General features: G+C 41.5%; 18 protein-coding genes. 17 read left to right on the top strand and 1 reads right to left on the bottom strand.

All coding sequences use genetic code 11. The annotated features are described in order from the left end of the window. Positions 1-6: 6 nt before the first annotated feature. From rsmD to AAGU76_RS02565, 3 genes are read left to right on the top strand one after another with little or no spacing between them, the layout of a single operon-like run. Positions 7-564 carry a 16S rRNA (guanine(966)-N(2))-methyltransferase RsmD gene (rsmD, locus tag AAGU76_RS02575; RefSeq protein ID WP_342483874.1) on the top strand — a complete coding sequence of 186 codons (558 nt, stop codon included), beginning with the start codon at positions 7-9 and terminating at the stop codon, positions 562-564. After that, positions 565-1,041 (top strand): pantetheine-phosphate adenylyltransferase, encoded by a 477-nt coding sequence (gene coaD / locus AAGU76_RS02570; RefSeq protein ID WP_342483873.1) that lies wholly within the window; start codon positions 565-567, stop codon positions 1,039-1,041. It begins immediately after the preceding gene. 3 nt (positions 1,042-1,044) lie between these two features. Beyond that, a complete protein-coding gene (locus AAGU76_RS02565) occupies positions 1,045-1,491 on the top strand; it encodes an ATPase (protein WP_342483872.1) in 447 nt (148 codons plus the stop codon). A 75-nt stretch (positions 1,492-1,566) separates the two neighbouring features. Here AAGU76_RS02565 and AAGU76_RS02560 read toward each other — a convergent pair whose 3' ends face one another. Next, positions 1,567-2,307 carry a hydrolase gene (locus AAGU76_RS02560; RefSeq protein WP_342483871.1) on the bottom strand — a complete coding sequence of 247 codons (741 nt, stop codon included), beginning with the start codon at positions 2,305-2,307 and terminating at the stop codon, positions 1,567-1,569. Positions 2,308-2,549: 242 nt separating this feature from the next. Here AAGU76_RS02560 and AAGU76_RS02555 point away from each other — a divergent pair, with 242 nt between their 5' ends. The 14 genes from AAGU76_RS02555 (at position 2,550) to rnhA (ending at position 18,105) form a co-directional block, all read left to right on the top strand. After that, positions 2,550-3,128, top strand: a complete 579-nt coding sequence (locus AAGU76_RS02555) for a GNAT family N-acetyltransferase (RefSeq protein ID WP_342483870.1) — start codon at positions 2,550-2,552, stop codon at positions 3,126-3,128. A gap of 166 nt (positions 3,129-3,294) precedes the next feature. After that, positions 3,295-4,626, top strand: coding sequence for a trigger factor (tig, locus tag AAGU76_RS02550; protein WP_342483869.1), 1,332 nt, complete (start codon positions 3,295-3,297; stop codon positions 4,624-4,626). A gap of 71 nt (positions 4,627-4,697) precedes the next feature. Next, positions 4,698-5,282, top strand: coding sequence for an ATP-dependent Clp endopeptidase proteolytic subunit ClpP (gene clpP / locus AAGU76_RS02545; protein ID WP_342483868.1), 585 nt, complete (start codon positions 4,698-4,700; stop codon positions 5,280-5,282). An 11-nt stretch (positions 5,283-5,293) separates the two neighbouring features. Beyond that, complete coding sequence (gene clpX / locus AAGU76_RS02540; protein ID WP_342483867.1) at positions 5,294-6,553, top strand: ATP-dependent protease ATP-binding subunit ClpX; 1,260 nt, start codon at positions 5,294-5,296, stop codon at positions 6,551-6,553. Between the two features lie 41 nt (positions 6,554-6,594). Continuing rightward, positions 6,595-8,946, top strand: a complete 2,352-nt coding sequence (gene lon / locus AAGU76_RS02535; protein ID WP_342483866.1) for an endopeptidase La — start codon at positions 6,595-6,597, stop codon at positions 8,944-8,946. 99 nt (positions 8,947-9,045) lie between these two features. Next, positions 9,046-9,642: a ribosome biogenesis GTP-binding protein YihA/YsxC gene (gene yihA, locus AAGU76_RS02530; protein ID WP_342483865.1), complete on the top strand. Its 597-nt coding sequence runs from the start codon at positions 9,046-9,048 to the stop codon at positions 9,640-9,642. Between the two features lie 79 nt (positions 9,643-9,721). Continuing rightward, on the top strand, positions 9,722-10,108 hold the full coding sequence (locus AAGU76_RS02525) for an ATP-binding protein (protein ID WP_342483864.1): 387 nt from the start codon (positions 9,722-9,724) through the stop codon (positions 10,106-10,108). A 72-nt stretch (positions 10,109-10,180) separates the two neighbouring features. Next, positions 10,181-12,520, top strand: a complete 2,340-nt coding sequence (locus AAGU76_RS02520) for a helicase C-terminal domain-containing protein (RefSeq protein WP_342483863.1) — start codon at positions 10,181-10,183, stop codon at positions 12,518-12,520. Continuing rightward, positions 12,513-13,322: an aminotransferase class IV gene (locus AAGU76_RS02515; protein ID WP_342483862.1), complete on the top strand. Its 810-nt coding sequence runs from the start codon at positions 12,513-12,515 to the stop codon at positions 13,320-13,322. Before AAGU76_RS02520 ends, AAGU76_RS02515 begins: the two co-directional genes overlap by 8 nt. Positions 13,323-13,770: 448 nt before the next feature. Next, entirely contained in the window at positions 13,771-14,919 is a 1,149-nt protein-coding gene (locus AAGU76_RS02510; RefSeq protein ID WP_342483861.1) for a cysteine desulfurase family protein, read from the top strand. 12 nt (positions 14,920-14,931) lie between these two features. Continuing rightward, on the top strand, positions 14,932-16,092 hold the full coding sequence (gene thiI / locus AAGU76_RS02505; RefSeq protein ID WP_342483860.1) for a tRNA uracil 4-sulfurtransferase ThiI: 1,161 nt from the start codon (positions 14,932-14,934) through the stop codon (positions 16,090-16,092). A 92-nt stretch (positions 16,093-16,184) separates the two neighbouring features. Next, positions 16,185-16,328 (top strand): hypothetical protein, encoded by a 144-nt coding sequence (locus AAGU76_RS02500; RefSeq protein ID WP_342483859.1) that lies wholly within the window; start codon positions 16,185-16,187, stop codon positions 16,326-16,328. A gap of 158 nt (positions 16,329-16,486) precedes the next feature. Next, complete coding sequence (locus AAGU76_RS02495) at positions 16,487-17,668, top strand: 3-phosphoglycerate dehydrogenase family protein (RefSeq protein ID WP_342483858.1); 1,182 nt, start codon at positions 16,487-16,489, stop codon at positions 17,666-17,668. Next, entirely contained in the window at positions 17,665-18,105 is a 441-nt protein-coding gene (rnhA, locus tag AAGU76_RS02490) for a ribonuclease HI (RefSeq protein ID WP_342483857.1), read from the top strand. The genes AAGU76_RS02495 and rnhA overlap by 4 nt, the downstream gene beginning before the upstream one ends. The last annotated feature ends 46 nt before the right edge of the window (positions 18,106-18,151 follow it).

The raw sequence follows: 18,151 nt of genomic DNA, 5'->3' as shown, positions 1-18,151 counted from the left end.
TCTATTATGAGAATCATATCAGGCATCAACAAGGGAAAGAAGCTTTATGCTCCCGAGGGAATGAGCGTCAGACCCACCAGCGACAAAATAAAGGAAGCATTGTTCAACATAATCGGACCAATCACTGATGATGCCAGGGTTCTTGACCTGTTTGCAGGTTCGGGAAACGTAGGTATTGAATTCCTGGCAAGGGGAGCGAAACAGTGCATCTTTGTTGATTCATCCAACAAAAGTCTTGGATTTGTAAAAAAGAATCTTGAACTTTGCAGTTTTACAGACAGAGCAAGGACAGTGCTGGGCGATTACGAAAAAACAATCAGGAATTTGGCTTCAGGCGGAGAAAAATTCGATTACATATTTGCAGACCCGCCGTACAATTTGAACTGCGGCACAAACATTGCAAGGTTAGTTTTCGAACATAACATCTTAAATCCGGGCGGGATTTTGATAATCGAAACGGATAAATGTGAAACAGTGATGGATGACATGGAAGACATGTTGAAATATAAAGAAAAAATTTATGGCAGGACCAGAATAAGCATCTTGAAATGCTCGGAGGAATAAATGAAGGTATTGTACGCAGGCAGCTTTGACCCCATCACATGCGGCCATCTGGACTTGATAAAAAGGTGTTCTGATATGTTTGACCAGGTTGTTGTGACAGTTTTCAACAACTCTGCAAAAAAATACATGTTCACCTGTGAGGAAAGAGTTGATTATGTTAGGGGAGCTGTAAAGGATTTAAAGAATGTGACAGTGGAAAGCTCTGATGAAATGGTGGCTCAGTACTGCAGGAAAAACGGGATAAAGGTGGTTATAAGAGGGTTAAGGGCAGTGTCGGATTACGAATATGAACTGGGATTGTCATCTTATAATAAATTTTTGAATGAAGATCTGGAAACTTTGTTTATGGTGGCTTCGCCTGAATATTCGTTCATAAGTTCAAGCGGTGTCAAGGAAATTGCAAGATACGACGAGAAATTTAAAGATCTGGTTCCGGAAAATGTTGTGGAACCGCTCAGAAAAAAATTAGGGAGGTAAGTCATGGATATATTAAACTTATTGGAGAGAATTGAAGACATAATCGAAGAAGCTTCCAAGTTTCCGCTGTCAAACAAGGTTATGATAGACAAGGATGAAATTCTGGAAGTGATCAATGAAATCAGACTGAAGCTGCCTGATGAGATAAACAGGGCATCATGGGTTGCAAAGGAACGCCAGCGCATTTTAAACGAAGCACAGGCAGAAGCGGACGAGCTCATTGAAAAAGTTAAAGAAGAGCAAAGAATGCTGGTAGAAGAAAACGAAGTGACAAGGCAGGCTAAAAAGTTCGCTGACCAGATACTGCAGGAAGCTGAAAGAAAGGCAACCGAAATGAAAATAGGCGCTTTCAATTACAGCGATGAAATATTGTCCAAGCTCCAGGAAAAAATAAGAGAAATAAACAACATCATTGAACAAAACAGGGATATACTGAAGAACATGGATTAGATATGCTGGTTTTGCGGTGGTGAAGACCAAGCAGGTAAAAAAAATACGGGATTTCCCGTATTTTTTATATGCGTCTTAAAACAGCTTATCCCTGTAGTTGTCCATGATTTCCGAGAACAACTCACCTGTTGTGGGCGGCGTGAACGTTATGGTGTTGGCACCTGCAGCTATGGTTTCAGATATGTGCTCAGGCTTCGGACCTCCGGTTGCTATTATTGGAAAATTGGGATGCCTTTCCCTGATAAGCCTTACAATTTTCGGCGTGTTTATGCCTCCGGATACGTTAAATATAGCGGCTCCTGCTTTTACCCTGGATTCGAAGTCTTCCTTTTCTGAAACGATTGTTATGATGATGGGGATGTCTAAGCGTTTCTTCATTTCCGATATGAGCTCATTTTTGGTGGGAGCATTCATAACTACGCCGTAAGCTCCTGTAAGCTCTGCATTTATTGCGATGTCCAGGGATCTTTGACCCGAGGTTATTCCTCCGCCCACGCCTACAAACACCGGAGCGCTTGAAAGCTCAATGATGGCCTGATTTATTGCAATCTGAGGAGTAAATGGATAAACGGCAATCACGCCGTCTGCATTGTGATTTTTGACTATAGCCAGGTCGGTGGAAAATATCAGCGACTTGATTCTCTTTCCAAAAATGTTGATTCCGCTGGCGTCGTATATTTCCTTTGGCATCTGTATGGGTTTTTTCTTAAGTACGGATTCAATGGTCGGTATGAATTTTTTGTCTCTTTTTTCGGTGTTGTTTTTTACATCGTTGCTGTAATTGTCTTTTATGTTGCTTTCCATGTAATTGTCCATTGTCCCTCCATCTATTATCTAAGAATATGTCGAATTTAATGCTTCATATTTATTATACATCAAATATCTTAAAGTACAATTAATAAATTTCGACTTAAAAAAGTTGTTTCGAAGCTTCTGTTAAGGGAATAATAGGAAAGAGTATGCTGTTATTTTAAAAAATACTATGCAATTTGTACATAAAATTGTATAATTAACATATGTTGACAAATAATTTAATGATTTAGGTTCTGGAGATAAAGATGCTTAAAGGGGACAATTTAAAACACCTGGGAACCCTGGACCTGGAAACGGAAAGGTTCTTCCTGAGAAAATTTCGGCTTGATGATGTTCACCAGATATTCCAAAACTGGTCAAGCGACCAGGAATCCGCCAGGTACAACGCGTGGAACGTCCACGATAATGAAAATACAACCAGGGAGTATGTGGAGGAATGGATCGCAGGCTATAAGAAACCAAGCTACTACCACTGGGCTATTATTGATAAAAAAAACCTTGAGGTTATAGGTTCAATTTCGGTATCAAGCGTGAAGGACAGGAAAAAATACTGTGAAATAGGATACACGGTGGCTCAAAAAAGATGGAATCAGGGGATTGCCACTGAGGTTTTAATGAGGGTGCTGAGTTTTCTGGCAGACGACGTAGGATTTGAAACGGTACGGGCAATGCATGATGTGAGAAACGCAGCTTCCGGAAGGGTCATGGAAAAATCAGGAATGATTTTTGTAAAGCACAAGACACAAATTTTCCTGAGCGGACAAAATCTTGTAATGAAGTGTTCTGTTTATGAATATAAAAAAGTTGCTCTGCAACTCCGCTAGAAAGAAAACTTTCTTTATTATATAAAAAGTACTAAATTATTCAAAAAACAGCAATAAATTATTGCTTTTCATAAGTGTTGTGGTATAATATAATGGTTAATTATGAAATTCATTAAAATGAAACAATATTGACTGTTTAACATAAAATATTTATCTAGGAGGAAATATGAGCAAAATACTTAAGAAGGAAAAAAATGTAGTAACACTGGAATTTACCGTATCACCTGAGGAATTCGAAAATGCTGTAAATAAAGCTTATCTAAAAATTAAGAATAGCATCAACGTTCAAGGTTTCAGAAAGGGCAAAGCTCCAAGGCATATTATCGAGAAAAAATATGGCAAGAGCATTTTTTATGATGATGCATTGGACTTCGCAGTTCAGGAAGAATATCCAAAGGCTGTTGCCGAGCACAATCTTGACGTTATCGACAGCCCCAAGGTGAATGTGGAAAAGTTCGAAGAAGGCCAGGACATAGTAATTTCTGCAGAAGTTGAAGTAATGCCTGAAGTAGAGCTTTGCGAATACAAGGGAATTGAAGTTGAAAAAACGGAAATAAAAGTTACAGACGAAGACGTAGAAAGAGAACTTAAAGCAATCCAGGAAAAGAATGCAAGGATAGTTGAAGTTTCAGACAGGGCTGTTCAAAACGGAGACTTCCTGACAATTGACTATGCAGGATTTGTGGGTGAAGAGCAGTTTGAAGGCGGCACAGCAGAAAACCAATCTCTTGAAATAGGCTCAAACACATTTATTCCGGGTTTTGAAGAGCAGCTTATCGGAAAGAACAAGGATGAAGAAGCTGAAATAAATGTTACTTTCCCCGAAGAATATCATTCAGAGGAACTGAAGGGCAAGGCAGCCATATTCAAGGTAAAAATTCATGAAATCAAGACAAAGGAGCTTCCTGCCATAGATGATGAATTCGCAAAGGACATAAGCGAATTTGACACACTGGAAGAACTGAAGGCCGACACAAAATCAAATCTTGAAAAGAAAGCTGCAGACCAGGCGAAAATTGCCAACGACAACAATGTAATAACAAAGATCGTTAATGAATCAAAGGTTGATGTTCCTGAAGTGCTCATCACCAGAGAAATAGATTACCTGGGAAGAAACTACGAGCAGCAGTTCCGTCAGCAGGGATTTGCAGGCAAGGAATATGATGACATAATCAAAAATTTTGTTGATCAGTACAAGGAAGGCGCAAGAAGCCAGGCTGAATTCAACGTGAAAGCTGAACTTGTTCTTGAAGCCATTATCAAGAAGGAAGAAATTAAGGTAACTGAAGAAGAAACTGCCGAAGAAGTTGCAAAGGTAGCTGAATCATACCAGGTTGAAGCAGACAGACTCGAAGCTTTCAAACAGAGCATTCTTGAATCAAGCAGAGCATATATCGAAGAAACCCTTCAAAAAAGAAAGGTTATAGATATGCTTGTTGCAGGTGCTGTGTTCGTTGAACCGAAGGTACAGGAAGCTGCTGCAGAAGAAGAAAAATAATTTAAGGTTATATTAAGCTAAATAAGTACAATAATAGTAACAGTTAAATATAATAAATAGGAGGAAACGAAATGGCATTAATTCCATATGTGGTTGAACAAACCGGCAGAGGAGAAAGATCATATGATATATATTCAAGGCTGTTAAAGGACAGAATAATAATATTGAGCGATGAAGTCAACGATGTTACGGCAAGCGTAGTAGTTGCTCAGCTGTTGTTTCTGGAATCGGAAGATCCCGATAAGGACATTCAGCTGTATATAAACTCGCCTGGGGGATCCATAACGGCAGGCATGGCAATTTACGATACTATGCAGTACATCAAACCTGACGTGTCAACAATCTGTATAGGTATGGCTGCAAGTATGGGAGCATTTTTGCTTCTTTCCGGAGCAAAGGGAAAAAGATTTGCACTTCCCAATTCGGAAATAATGATTCACCAGCCGCTGGGAGGCATGAAAGGCCAGGCGTCAGACATCAAGATTCATGCTGACAGAATACTGAAAATAAGAGATACATTAAACGATATCATCAGCGAGAGAACAGGCCAGCCTTTATCAAAGGTTGAAAATGACACTGACAGAGACAACTTCATGACAGCGGAGGAAGCAAAAGCCTATGGCATAATAGATGATATTATTGCCAAAAGAAAATAAGGAGTGTTTTAATGAGCAAAGTCAATGATAAACAAATTAAGTGCTCGTTTTGTGGAAAATCGCAGGAACAGGTCAGAAGGCTCATAGCAGGTCCTGATGTTTATATTTGCGACGAATGCATCGAATTGTGCCACAACATCGTGGACGAGGACGTGGATTTGTTCGAGGAATATGATTTTACCGAGCTTCCCAAGCCAAAGGAAATAAAGGAGAAGCTCGATGAATATGTAATCCAGCAGGATCAGGCTAAAAAAGCGCTGGCGGTTGCGGTGTACAATCACTACAAAAGGATCAACTACAAGGGCAAGGATGACGGAGTTGACATACAAAAAAGCAACATACTCCTTCTGGGGCCTACCGGCAGCGGAAAGACATATCTGGCTCAAACTCTTGCAAAACTGTTGAATGTGCCGTTTGCAATCGCAGATGCCACTTCATTGACGGAAGCAGGATATGTTGGTGAGGATGTTGAAAACATATTGCTGAAACTTCTGCAAGCTTCGGATTTCGAAGTGGAAAGAGCAGAAAAAGGCATTATTTATATTGATGAAATCGACAAGATTTCAAGACGTTCCGAAAATCCTTCCATAACAAGGGATGTAAGCGGAGAAGGCGTGCAGCAGGCACTTCTTAAAATTCTTGAAGGCACTGTGGCCAACGTGCCCCCTCAGGGAGGAAGAAAGCATCCGCACCAGGAATTCATCCAGATCGACACTACGAATATACTGTTCATACTTGGCGGTGCCTTTGACGGAATAGAAAAAATCGTCCAGAAAAGAATAGGCAGGAAGAGTATCGGTTTCGGAGCAGATATTTCGGGAAACACGGCAATTGACACGGATAAGCTTTTAAAGCAGGTGCAGTCACAGGACCTTTTGAAGTTCGGACTCATACCGGAATTTATCGGAAGGCTTCCTGTTGTTGTTGCCTTGGACAAATTAGACAAGAAAGCTTTGATTTCAATTTTGACGGAACCCAAAAATGCGTTGGTCAAACAGTACAAGGAATTGTTCAAGATGGACAACGTGGAGCTTGAAATTGAAAAAGAAGCCTTAGAAGAAATTGCAGACAAAGCTTTGGAAATTAATACAGGTGCAAGAGGTCTCCGCGGTATACTTGAAAGCACCATGACAGATGTCATGTATGAAATACCGTCCAGAAGTGACATAAAGAAATGCGTCATCACAAGAGACACGATTGTAAACAAAAGCGAGCCTAAATTAGTTTTAACGAAAAAGCCTCTATCTGATAATAAAGAAAATGCTTCATAAAACTGCCTGCCTTCGCAGGCAGTTTTTAATAAGGAGAAACGATGATTGAAAATTACAGTACAGAAAACAGAAGACTGCCTTTGATACCCATTAGGGGAATAGGCATTTTTCCGGATACGGTGATTCATTTTGACATTGGCAGGGAAAAGTCAATCAATGCTTTGGAAGAGGCCATGCTTGAGGACTCCGACATTTTCCTGACTGTGCAAAAGGAAGCAGACATAGATTCCCCAAAGGAAGATGATTTCTATGAGGTTGGTGTTATCTGCAAAATAAAGCAGATGATTAAAATGCCCGGAGACAACATAAGGGTGCTGGTGGAAGGAATAAGCAGAGCCAGGATCGTTTCCATAACTCAGGAAGACCCGTTTTTTGAAGTTGTTCTGAATGAATACATCTACTTAAACAATCTGCCGTGGGATGACAGCATGGAAGCAATGGTAAGGCTCACACTGGACAATTTCGAAGAATATTCCCTTGTGTACCCCAAAATTGCGCCTGAGGCCATACTTACCCTTAAGGAAATAAACAATCCTGACAAGCTTGCTGATGTCATGTCTTCATACATTTACTTAAGACCGGATCAGAAGCAGTCGCTGCTTGAGCTGTTCGACCCTTACAGCAGACTTGAATCCATCAATTCATTCCTTGCCAAGGAAATAAAGGTTCTTCAGATTGAAAATGAAATAAGCGAACTTGTTAAGAAGCAGGTCAGCGAATTTCAACGGGATTACTACCTGAAGGAACAGTTAAGGGCAATACAAAAGGAACTGGGCGAAGATGAAGGCGCCGAGTTTGAGGTGGAAGAATACCTTAAAAAAATCGAAGAAGCCCGTATGCCCAAGGAAGTAAGGGAGAAGGCTGAAAAAGAAATTAACAGACTTCTGAAAATATCGCCTTCATCTCCGGATGCAGGCGTCATAAGGACGTATGTGGACTGGCTACTTGACCTGCCATGGAATAAAAGCACCAAGGACAACACAGACCTTAAAAAGGCAAGGAAAGTGCTTTCCGAAGACCACTTCGGGCTGGAGGAAGTTAAGGAAAGAATACTTGAGTATCTTGCCGTTAAACACATCAACAAGGATATGAAGGGACCCATACTTTGCTTTGTGGGACCTCCGGGTGTGGGAAAGACATCCATAGCCAAGTCCATTGCCAGGGCCATGAACCGCAAGTACGTGAGGATATCACTGGGCGGCTTGAGGGATGAAGCTGAAATAAGAGGACACAGAAGGACATATATCGGTGCCATTCCGGGAAGAATAATATCATCCATAGCAAAGGTGAAGGTAAATAACCCTGTATTTCTTCTTGACGAAATCGACAAGCTGTCAGGGGACTTCAAGGGAGACCCGGCATCTGCTTTGCTGGAGGCTCTCGATCCTGAACAGAACAGCACATTCACCGACCATTACATCGAGGCTCCATTTAACCTGGAGCACGTTATGTTCATAACCACAGCAAACAGCACTGCCACAATTCCCGGACCGCTTCTTGACAGGATGGAAGTAATCGAAATATCTGGATATACAGATGTGGAAAAAAATCATATTGCAGAAAAATACCTGGTGAAGAAGCAGGTTGCAGAGCATGGACTAAAGGACAGACAAATAAAGATATCGGCAAATGCCATAAATGAAATAATTGAAAGGTACACCCGGGAGTCAGGGGTGAGAAACCTTGAAAGAAACATAGGAAAAATAGTAAGAAAAGCAGCGGTTCAAATTGCGGAGAAAAAGAAGAAGACCGTTTCAGTGAATAATGCCAATCTCAAAAACTTCCTGGGAATACCCAAGTACGATTACGACATTGCTTACAAGGAAGACCAGGTTGGTGTGGTTACTGGTCTGGCATGGACGCAGGTCGGAGGAGAGACACTGTTCGTGGAGGTCAACACCATGAAAGGCGACGGCAAGCTTCAGCTTACGGGACAGCTGGGGGATGTCATGAAGGAATCTGCCATGGCTGCACTGAGCTTTATCAAGTCCAACGCTGATAAATTCGGCATAGACTATACAGTGTTCAAGGAGACGGACATCCACGTCCATGTTCCGGAAGGAGCTATTCCCAAGGACGGACCGTCAGCGGGAATAACAATGGCAACAGCCATAATTTCGGCACTGACAAAGAAGCCGGTGAGAAGCGATGTGGCTATGACAGGCGAAATCACCATAACCGGAAGGGTGCTTCCCATAGGCGGTCTCAAGGAAAAGCTCCTGGCGGCAAAGAGAGCAGGCATTAAAAAAGTTGTGCTGTGCTCCAAAAACAAGTCTGATGTTTCGAAAATAGACCACAAAATTATCCGTTCCATGGAAATTGTCTTTGCGGACAGGATTGAGGACGTGGTCAGAGAAGCACTGAGAAGCAATGAAGAAGCAATTAAGAATTAAGAATGAAAAATTAATTGAAGGATTTGTGCCTCGGCACAAATCCAACATTTAATTCTTAATTATTAACTCTTAATTCTTAATTAAAAGAAAGGATTACATATGATAATTAGAAAAGCAGAGTTGCTCATTACGGCTGTAAAGAAGGCTCAGTATCCGGAAACCACCGTTCCTGAAATTGCATTTGCAGGCAAATCCAACGTGGGCAAATCATCCATGATAAACGCCCTGGTGAACAGAAAAAGCCTTGCAAGAACCAGCTCACAGCCTGGTAAGACGCAGACCATAAACTTCTACAACGTAAACGACGAGTTGAATCTTGTGGATTTGCCGGGATACGGCTATGCCAAGGTTTCAAAAAGCGAAAAGGACAAATGGGGTTCAATGATAGACACATATCTGAGCAGCAGGGATCAGATAAGGGAAGTTTTTCTGCTAGTGGATATAAGGCATGAGCCAAACCAGAACGATATTCAGATGTACAGCTGGATAAAAGGCTGCGGTTACACAGGTTATGTAATAGCTGCAAAATCCGACAAGCTTTCAAGATCTCAGCAGATTAAAAGCGTGGAGCTCATCAGGAAGACTTTGGACATAAAAGACAAATCCCTTATAATACCTTTTTCATCTTCTTCTAAAGCAGGTGTCGAAGAAGTGTGGAATTTGTTTGAAAGCATCATCAAAACAGAAGAAGTATAATCATCTTTCCGCAATAAATGCTCTTAGTTGATTAAAGCCTAATTTTCAGGGTATATTATTAGCAACGGGAGGAATAGAAATGGATTACAGACTTGAAAAAAAAGTCCATAGCGATTTAAGCGGAGTCAAATACATTGTGGAGGACATCCTTCTTAACATCAGGGACGTGATTAATGAAAATGTCTTTTTCAACACAAAGATAATTTTATACGAGTTGATCATAAACGGCGTAATGCACGGAAATAATGAAGATTTCAAAAAGCTGGTGAACATAAAGGTGTGTATTAACAAAAATTGCATTACGATTGAAGTATCCGACGAAGGGGATGGAATAGCCTATACCCATAAGAACAAAGGTGAATTTGACTTTTCAGAATCAGGAAGAGGCCTGATGCTGGTGGAGGGACTTTCAGACAAGTTTTCCATCGACGGCAACAGGGTTACATGCATACAGTATATAAAATAAGCATTTCAATCCAGCGATTCATTTGATATAATAGACACGAAGGTGTTTATTTTTTTGCGGAACGGAGAAACAATGGATAACATAAAGCTTTCGGTGAGAGAGTTGGTTGAGTTTGTATATAAGAGTGGCGACATAAACGTAAAGAATCTGAGCCCCGACAGGGCTCTGGAAGGAATACGGGCTCACAAGATGCTGCAGACTTCAATGGGAGAAAATTATGAGAAGGAATACTACCTGAAGAACAGCTTCACTGCCGGTGATATTTTATTTTTTGTGGAAGGAAGAGCTGACGGAGTCATAAAGGACGGTAGCGATGTGACAATTGACGAAATAAAGTCAACCTACACGGATCTGGATAAAATCAACGAGGATTACAGCCTGGCACACGTGGCACAGGCCAGGTGCTACGCCTACATGTACGCACTGGAGAACAATATGGGTGAAATTGGAGTTCAGCTTCGATACTTCAACCTGGACAGCGAAAAGACCAAGACATTCAAGCGGAAGCATAGCCTTAAGGAACTTGAAGATTTTTTTCATGGTTTGCTTTCCATGTACCTGGATTGGGCCGAAACAATAATAAATCTAAAGAAGGAAAGAGAACAATCCATTGAAGAACTTGATTTTCCGTTTCCTGAATACAGGCAGGGCCAGAGAAACTTTTCTGTGGCGGTTTTCAGAACAATAAAAGAAGGCAAAAAACTTTTTGTTCAGGCTCCAACCGGTGTCGGAAAGACTATTTCTGCATTGTTTCCTGCCATTAAATCCATGAATGTAAAAAAGAATTCAAAGATATTTTACCTTACTGCCAAGTCTTCTACAAAGACCATAGCCTTCGACACAATAAAAATGCTGATTGGCAAAGGCCTTAAGCTTCGCACCACCGTCATAACAGCCAAGGAAAAAATATGCTTCATGGAAAAGACGGAATGCGACCCGGAATACTGTCCCTATGCAAAAGGGTACTTTGACAGGCTGGGTGTTCCACTGCGGGAATCTTTAAAAAATAGTTGCATGTACGACCGGGATTACATAGAGAACCTGGCAAGACATAACCAGCTTTGCCCCTTTGAGCTGAGTCTGGACTTAAGCTACATGTCAGACGCCGTCATATGCGACTACAACTATTACTTCGACCCCAGGGTTTCCCTTCAGAGAGATGATGTGTTCAAGAACTCCAACGACATACTTCTGGTGGACGAGGCGCACAACCTTGAGGACAGAACCAGAAGCATGTTTTCTCCGGAACTGGTGAAGGAAGAGTTCCACCAGGCGTCAAAGATAATGAAGGAGCGGGACAAAAAAATCAGCAGTCTTCTTCAGAACATAAACAAGAAGTTCATAGAAATAAAGAAAATCTGCAACGAGGAAGCTTCCGTTCTTGGGGAGGAACCCTCAGAGCTTGTAAATTCCCTGCGTAGGTTCACAGCCCATGCAGAGAAGTACATCAACGACAGAAAGAACGATGCTGTTCCCGACGAACTGATGGACGTGTACTTTAAAAGCATCTTTTTCATTAAGATATCAGAAATCGCCGATGACAACTTCTGCTACTATGCGGATTTCCCAGCTCGAAGCACGGTTGTAAAGCTTTTTCTTACAAACCCTTCGGATATCTTGAAGGAAATAGAAAAAAATGCGTGGTCCTGCATATTCTTTTCCGCTACGCTGACACCGCTGAAATATTTCAGATATATCCTGGGGGGCAGCGACGATGACTACATCCTGAGAATCAAATCGCCCTTTCGCAACGAGAATCTCAATCTCATGATAACAAGGGACATATCCATGAAGTATGCTGTCAGGGACTCCAACATAGAAGCTTCATGCCGCTACATCAACGCTGCCATACGAGGCAGGGATGGAAACTACATGGTGTTTTTCCCGTCCTACAGCTTCATGGACAAGGTAGTTGATGTGTACTTAAGCATGTATCCCATGGAAGACATCATAGTCCAGAGCCAGGGAATTGACGAGGAAGAGCAGGGTGAAATTGTAAATAGGTTTAAAAATACAACCGGTGTTGTTCTTTTCACTGTAGTCGGGGGAATTTTTTCAGAAGGTGTGGATTTGCCCCTTGAAAAATTAATTGGTGCGGTTATAATAGGAACAGGTATACCGCAAATATCCTTTGAAAGGAACATCATAAAGGAATTTTTCGACAAGAAATTTGATTCCGGATATGATTTCGCATACAAGTATCCGGGGTTTAACAAGATACTGCAGTCTGCCGGCAGAGTCATCCGCACAGAGGAAGACAGGGGAATTGTTCTTCTGATAGATTCCAGACTGTGCCAGTCAACGTACTTAAGCTTGTTTCCTGAGCACTGGAGACATTTTAAAAAGATGGGAAGCCCACAGCAGGCCGCGGAGGAAATAAATTTATTCTGGAAGGAAGAATCGCATGATTAATATTGTATCAGAAAACAATGTGGCAAACGGAAAAATTGTTTCAAAAAAACAGCTGCAGGAACTTATCCAAAAGGAAAATGCAATTTACGAGGTAATCAGAGTGGTTGAAGGTCGTCCTGTATTCCTTTTTGAACACTTTTGCAGAATGAACAAAAGCATAGAGCTAAGCAGACTGGGACGGGCGCTTGATTTTGAAAAGTTCGGGGAGTCCGTAAAGCTTCTTATAGATTCAAATGAGCTTAGAAACTGTAACATAAGGGTTTCATACAGCCATTCAGAGGAAGACACAGTACTGTTCTATTTTGTGGAAAGCCACTATCCATCTTCCGGACAGTTCAGGGACGGAGTAAAAACCGTTACAGTTAAAATGCACAGAGATAATCCGAATGTAAAGCTGTTTGTGAAGAATTTTAAGGAAGAGGTTCAGAAGGTAATAGACAGTACTAAATCCTTTGAGGCTATCCTCATAAACGATGACGATACTGTTAGTGAAGGAAGCAAGTCAAACATATTCTTCGTCAGGGAAGACACTCTTGTAACTTCCCCTGATTCGGATGTTCTTCTTGGAGTTACCAGAGACAAGGTAGTAGATGTGTGTGAAAAAAGCGGTATCAAGGTTGAGAAGAGGACCGTTTTAAAGGATGAACTTGAACAATTTGACGCAGCTTTCATTACAGGAACCTCTAATGACGTGCTGCCCATTAGGTACATAGACGAGAAGGAATACACATCAGCTGAAAATCCACTGGTGAAAAAAGTTTCCAGACTTTATCTTGAAGAGATGAAAAGAGACATAAGTTAGGCATTCTGTGCGTTTGACCTACCATCCATTCTTGCTTCCCTGCGGTCGCAACAATGGGGTTATGGTTTAGAGGTATATAGCACAGTCTCGTTCACCAATTTATCAGCGTTCGAGCTGAAGCATACAAGATGTTTTAGGTTATTGCGCAGTGGAATGCAACAAATTTGTCTGCTCCTTGCGTCGCACAAATTTGGCATTCTGTGCGTTTGACCTACCAGCAATTTTTTTCTCCCTACGGTCGAAAAAATTGGGTTAGGTCATAAACACAAAAATGGCCTGGTGGCCATTGTTGTGAAGCATTAATATGCATAAAAGGGGTATTGGGAATATATTTCGGTTATCGGGGGGGATAACCACTGCTATTATAGCAAAACTACAGAACTTATGCAAGCTTTTTTTACAAATTTCTCAATCAATAAAAATATTTTATATAATTCTAGAGGTAAATATGGAAGTTTATTTGGATAACAGCGCCACAACCAGGGTGCTGGACGAAGTGATGGATGAAGTAAGATACATGAGCGTCGAATGTTATGGAAACCCTTCATCTGTCCACAGAATGGGGCTGAACACAGAGAAAAAAATTCAGGAAGCCAGGAAAAGTGCAGCCTCAGTCATAAATGCCAGACCTGAGGAGATTTTCTTCACCGGCGGCGGAACAGAAAGCAACAACATAGCAATATTTGGGATTCTAAACGGTGCGGGTGAAAACAAAAATGTGGTGACTACTCAAATAGAGCATCCTTCCGTGTACAATGTGTTCACTCATCTGAAGGACAAGTTTGAAGTAAGGTATGTAAATCTGGATTCTTTGGGAAAGGCCAATGTTGAAAGCTTAACGGAAATGGTTGATGAAAATACTGCCATGGTTTGTATAATGCACGTAAACAACGAACTTGGAATAATTCAGGACATCGAAGAAATAGGAAGCATAGTCAAAAATAAAAACAGGAATGCGAAATTTCATGTTGATGCCGTACAATCCTATGGTAAAATAAAAATAGACACAAAGAAAATTAAAGCAGACACCATAGCCTTCAGCAGCCACAAAATCCACGGGCCAAAGGGCGTAGGAGGACTTTACATAAGATCTGGCTTGAAAATCAGCCCAACAACAATAGGAGGCGGACAGGAGAGAAACATAAGGCCCGGAACAGAGAACACGCCGGGAATTGCAGGTTTTGGAAAGGCCTGCGAAATAGTGGAAAAAAACTTTCATGAAGAGGCAAAAAGGCTGAAAGAACTTAAAAACATTTATGCACAAAGAATAGCCGAAGAAATAGAACATGTAAAAATCAACAGTCCCCTGGATGATGACGGTGCACAGCATATTTTGAGCGTATCGTTTAAAAATGTCAGGGGAGAGGTACTGGTTCACTACCTTGAAATGAAAGGAATATATGTGTCCACAGGCTCTGCCTGCTCCTCAAAGTCAAAGTCCAGCAGAATTCTTGATGCCATAGGTCTTCAGGAAGAATATGTGGACGGCACCATACGCATAAGCCTTGGACACTTTAACCACCTGGGTGAAGTGGATTATGTGATACAAAATCTGAAGGATTCAGTTACAGACATAAGAAAAATAATGAAGTTGTAGAAAGGATAAAACATGTACAATATAGTAGCGGTAAGTTTCGGGGAAATATTCCTGAAGGGAAAGAACAGAGGATCATTCGAGCACAAGCTCATAGAACAGATAAAGTTTGCATTGAAGGAATACAAAGACGTTGTAGTGTACAAGGAGTTTGGAAAGGTGTTCATAGAGACACCTCACCTTGAAGACATGGACAACATAATCGAAAAAACAAGAAAGGTTTTCGGCATTGTGGCAATAAGCCCTTCCATAAAGACTACAACCGATCCGGAAACAATAATCGAGAAAACCATTGAGCTGTTCAAATACTTAACAGAAAAGCAAGACATAAAAACATTTAAGGTAAATACAAAAAGAAGCGATAAAAATTTCCCCATCAGTTCCATGGACTTCAGTGCGGAAGTGGGCGGAAAAATTCTGGCGCAGTTTCAAAGCGTGAAAGTGGACGTTCACAATCCGGATGTTGAAATTTACATAGACATAAAGAAAAACTGCTACATCTCCTCTGAAAAGATAAAGACTGCAGGCGGCCTTCCAATAGGCTCAGGCGGCAGGGCGCTTCTTCTGCTTTCAGGCGGCATAGACAGTCCCGTGGCAGGATACATGATAGCCAAAAGAGGCGTTGAAATAAACGCTTTGTACTTTCACACCTATCCTTTCACCTCCGAAAGAGCCAACGAGAAAGTAAAGAAGCTTAAGGAGATTCTCGAAGAATATTGCGGTAAGTTCAAGCTGTTTTCAATAAACATTCTGGAAGTTCACAAATCAATTAAGGAATTCTGCAGGGAAGACGAGACAACAATCCTGGCAAGGCGGTTCATGATGCGCATAGCCGAAAAAATAGCCCATGAAAACAACATGGATATGCTTATTACAGGAGAAAGCCTTGGGCAGGTTGCAAGCCAGACCATGAAATCCATGGCGGTAATTGAAAATGCCATAGACATGCCGATTTTAAAACCACTGGTAGGCATGGACAAGACGGAAATAATGGAGATATCAAGAGAAATAGGAACATTTGAAACTTCAATTCTTCCATACGACGATTGCTGCTCTGTGTTTGCTCCCAAGCATCCTCTTATAAATCCAAGGCTGGATTCCATTCAGAGGTCAGAAAGCAAATTGAATGTGGAGGAACTGGTGGAGAAGGCTTATTCCACTTTGGAAATTCTGTAAATTCTTAAGCGCCATATTAATCACACAATGGAGGTAATGACATATATTGATAGAAAACAGGTAACTGTTAATAAATCAAAGAGGTGAAATATATGTCAGATGAAGTAAAGGCAACAAATTTCGGATGCTGCGACCGCATAGGCCCTGACAATGACTGGATTGAATGGCTGATTATATTGGGAGTTATTTACTTCCTGCTTTGCGGCAATGGATTCGGAAGAGGCTGCTGCAGATAAACCATGTACTTATTTTAAGGCCAAATGGCTAGCCATTTGGCCTTTTAAAATTATACCTATATTTATTTTATTGCTTCTAAATTCAAACTTTTTACTTGATTTTCGCCTGTGCCGGTTGTATACTAAGCTTTAATAACGTAGAACAAGGAGGATGAAAAATGAATAAAGTAGCACTTTTTTGTAAAATTCCAAAGGATGTGATGAACTTATTCTCTCAGGATAAGTATGATATAATTGAACAGGAAACAAGCGAAGCAGACGGAATAGTAATGCGAAGCATGGACATTCACGACATGAAGTTTTCAAGGCAACTAAAGGCCATAGCCAGGTCCGGCGCCGGAGTAAACAACATACCGGTGGATAGATGCGCAGAAGAAGGAATTGTAGTTTTTAATTCTCCGGGAGCAAATTCAAACGCTGTTTGCGAACTTACATTCCTGGCTCTTCTCATAAGCTCGAGAAAAGTTATCGACTCAATCGATTGGACAAAAAACATAGACAAGGATGTGGTTGAGTCTGTAGAAAGAGGAAAGGCGAAGTTCGTGGGACCGGAGCTGAAGGGAAAGACACTTGGTGTCATAGGTCTTGGCAATGTGGGACATCTTGTGGCTAACCTGGGAATAAAGCTTGGAATGGAAGTAATCGGATACGACCCTTACATTTCCGTGAAGAATGCACTGGGACTTTCATGGGATGTGCAGTACACAAGCGATATAAATGAGCTTTACAGAAGGAGCGATTACATAACGCTGCATGTTCCGTACGGCAACGAAACAAAGAATTATATAAACAAAGATAACATCAAGATGATGAAGGACGGCGTAAAGATTCTGAACCTGGCCAGATCAGGTATCATCAACGAGGATGATCTCATAGAAGCATTGGAAAGCGGCAAGGTGGGATACCACGTTTCCGACCTTCCAAACGAAAAACTGCTGAGCACGAAGAATGTTGTGTGTATACCCCACCTGGGAGGCTCCACATTCGAGGCTGAGGAAAACTGCGCTGAAATGGCTGTTACACAGTTGACTGAATTCCTTGAAAGAGGCAACATCGCCAATTCAGTAAATTTCCCTGACTGTTCCATGGACAGGTATCCTGGAACTGACAGGATTGTTGTTCTGAACAAGAACATCCCGAACATGATCGGTAAGATTACAACCGCTCTTGCAAGCAACAATGTGAACATCATAGGAATGGTTAACAAGAGCAGGGGCGATTACGCATGCAACATCATAGATGTTGTGGGCGAAGTCAACGAGGACCAGCTCAGGGAGCTTGAAGAGCACTATGGAATATTGAGGGTGATGCTCATAAAACAGAAGGCGGAGCAGCAATGAAAAAAGTCAACATCTACTCAGACGGTGCCTGCAGCGGTAATCCGGGTCCCGGAGGTTACGGGGTCATACTTGAGTACAACGGCAGGGAAGCGGAACTTTGTGGTGGAGAACAAAGCACAACAAACAACAGAATGGAGCTAATGGGCGTAATAGCAGGGCTTGAAGCCTTAAAGGAACCCTGTGACGTTACCGTAACAACAGACTCGAAATATGTCACTGATGCTTTCAACAAAGGATGGATTGAGTCCTGGCAGAAAAAAAACTGGAAAAAATCAGACGGAAAACCGGTTCTGAACAAGGAACTCTGGCAGAGGCTGCTTCAGGCTTTAAGCATTCACAAAGTCACATTCGTCCATGTGCTGGGACACAACGGTCACCATTACAATGAACGCTGCGACAAGCTTGCAGTCAGAGAAAGGGATAAATTTTCCCTATAACATTTAGAAACATTCAATGCCTCATGAATATTATAAATTAACAAAT

This window comes from Sedimentibacter sp., from assembly GCF_038562225.1.
Classification (GTDB): domain Bacteria; phylum Bacillota; class Clostridia; order Tissierellales; family Sedimentibacteraceae; genus Sedimentibacter.
Note: the sequence above shows the minus strand (reverse complement) of the source record. Positions and strands in the feature narration are given on the sequence as shown.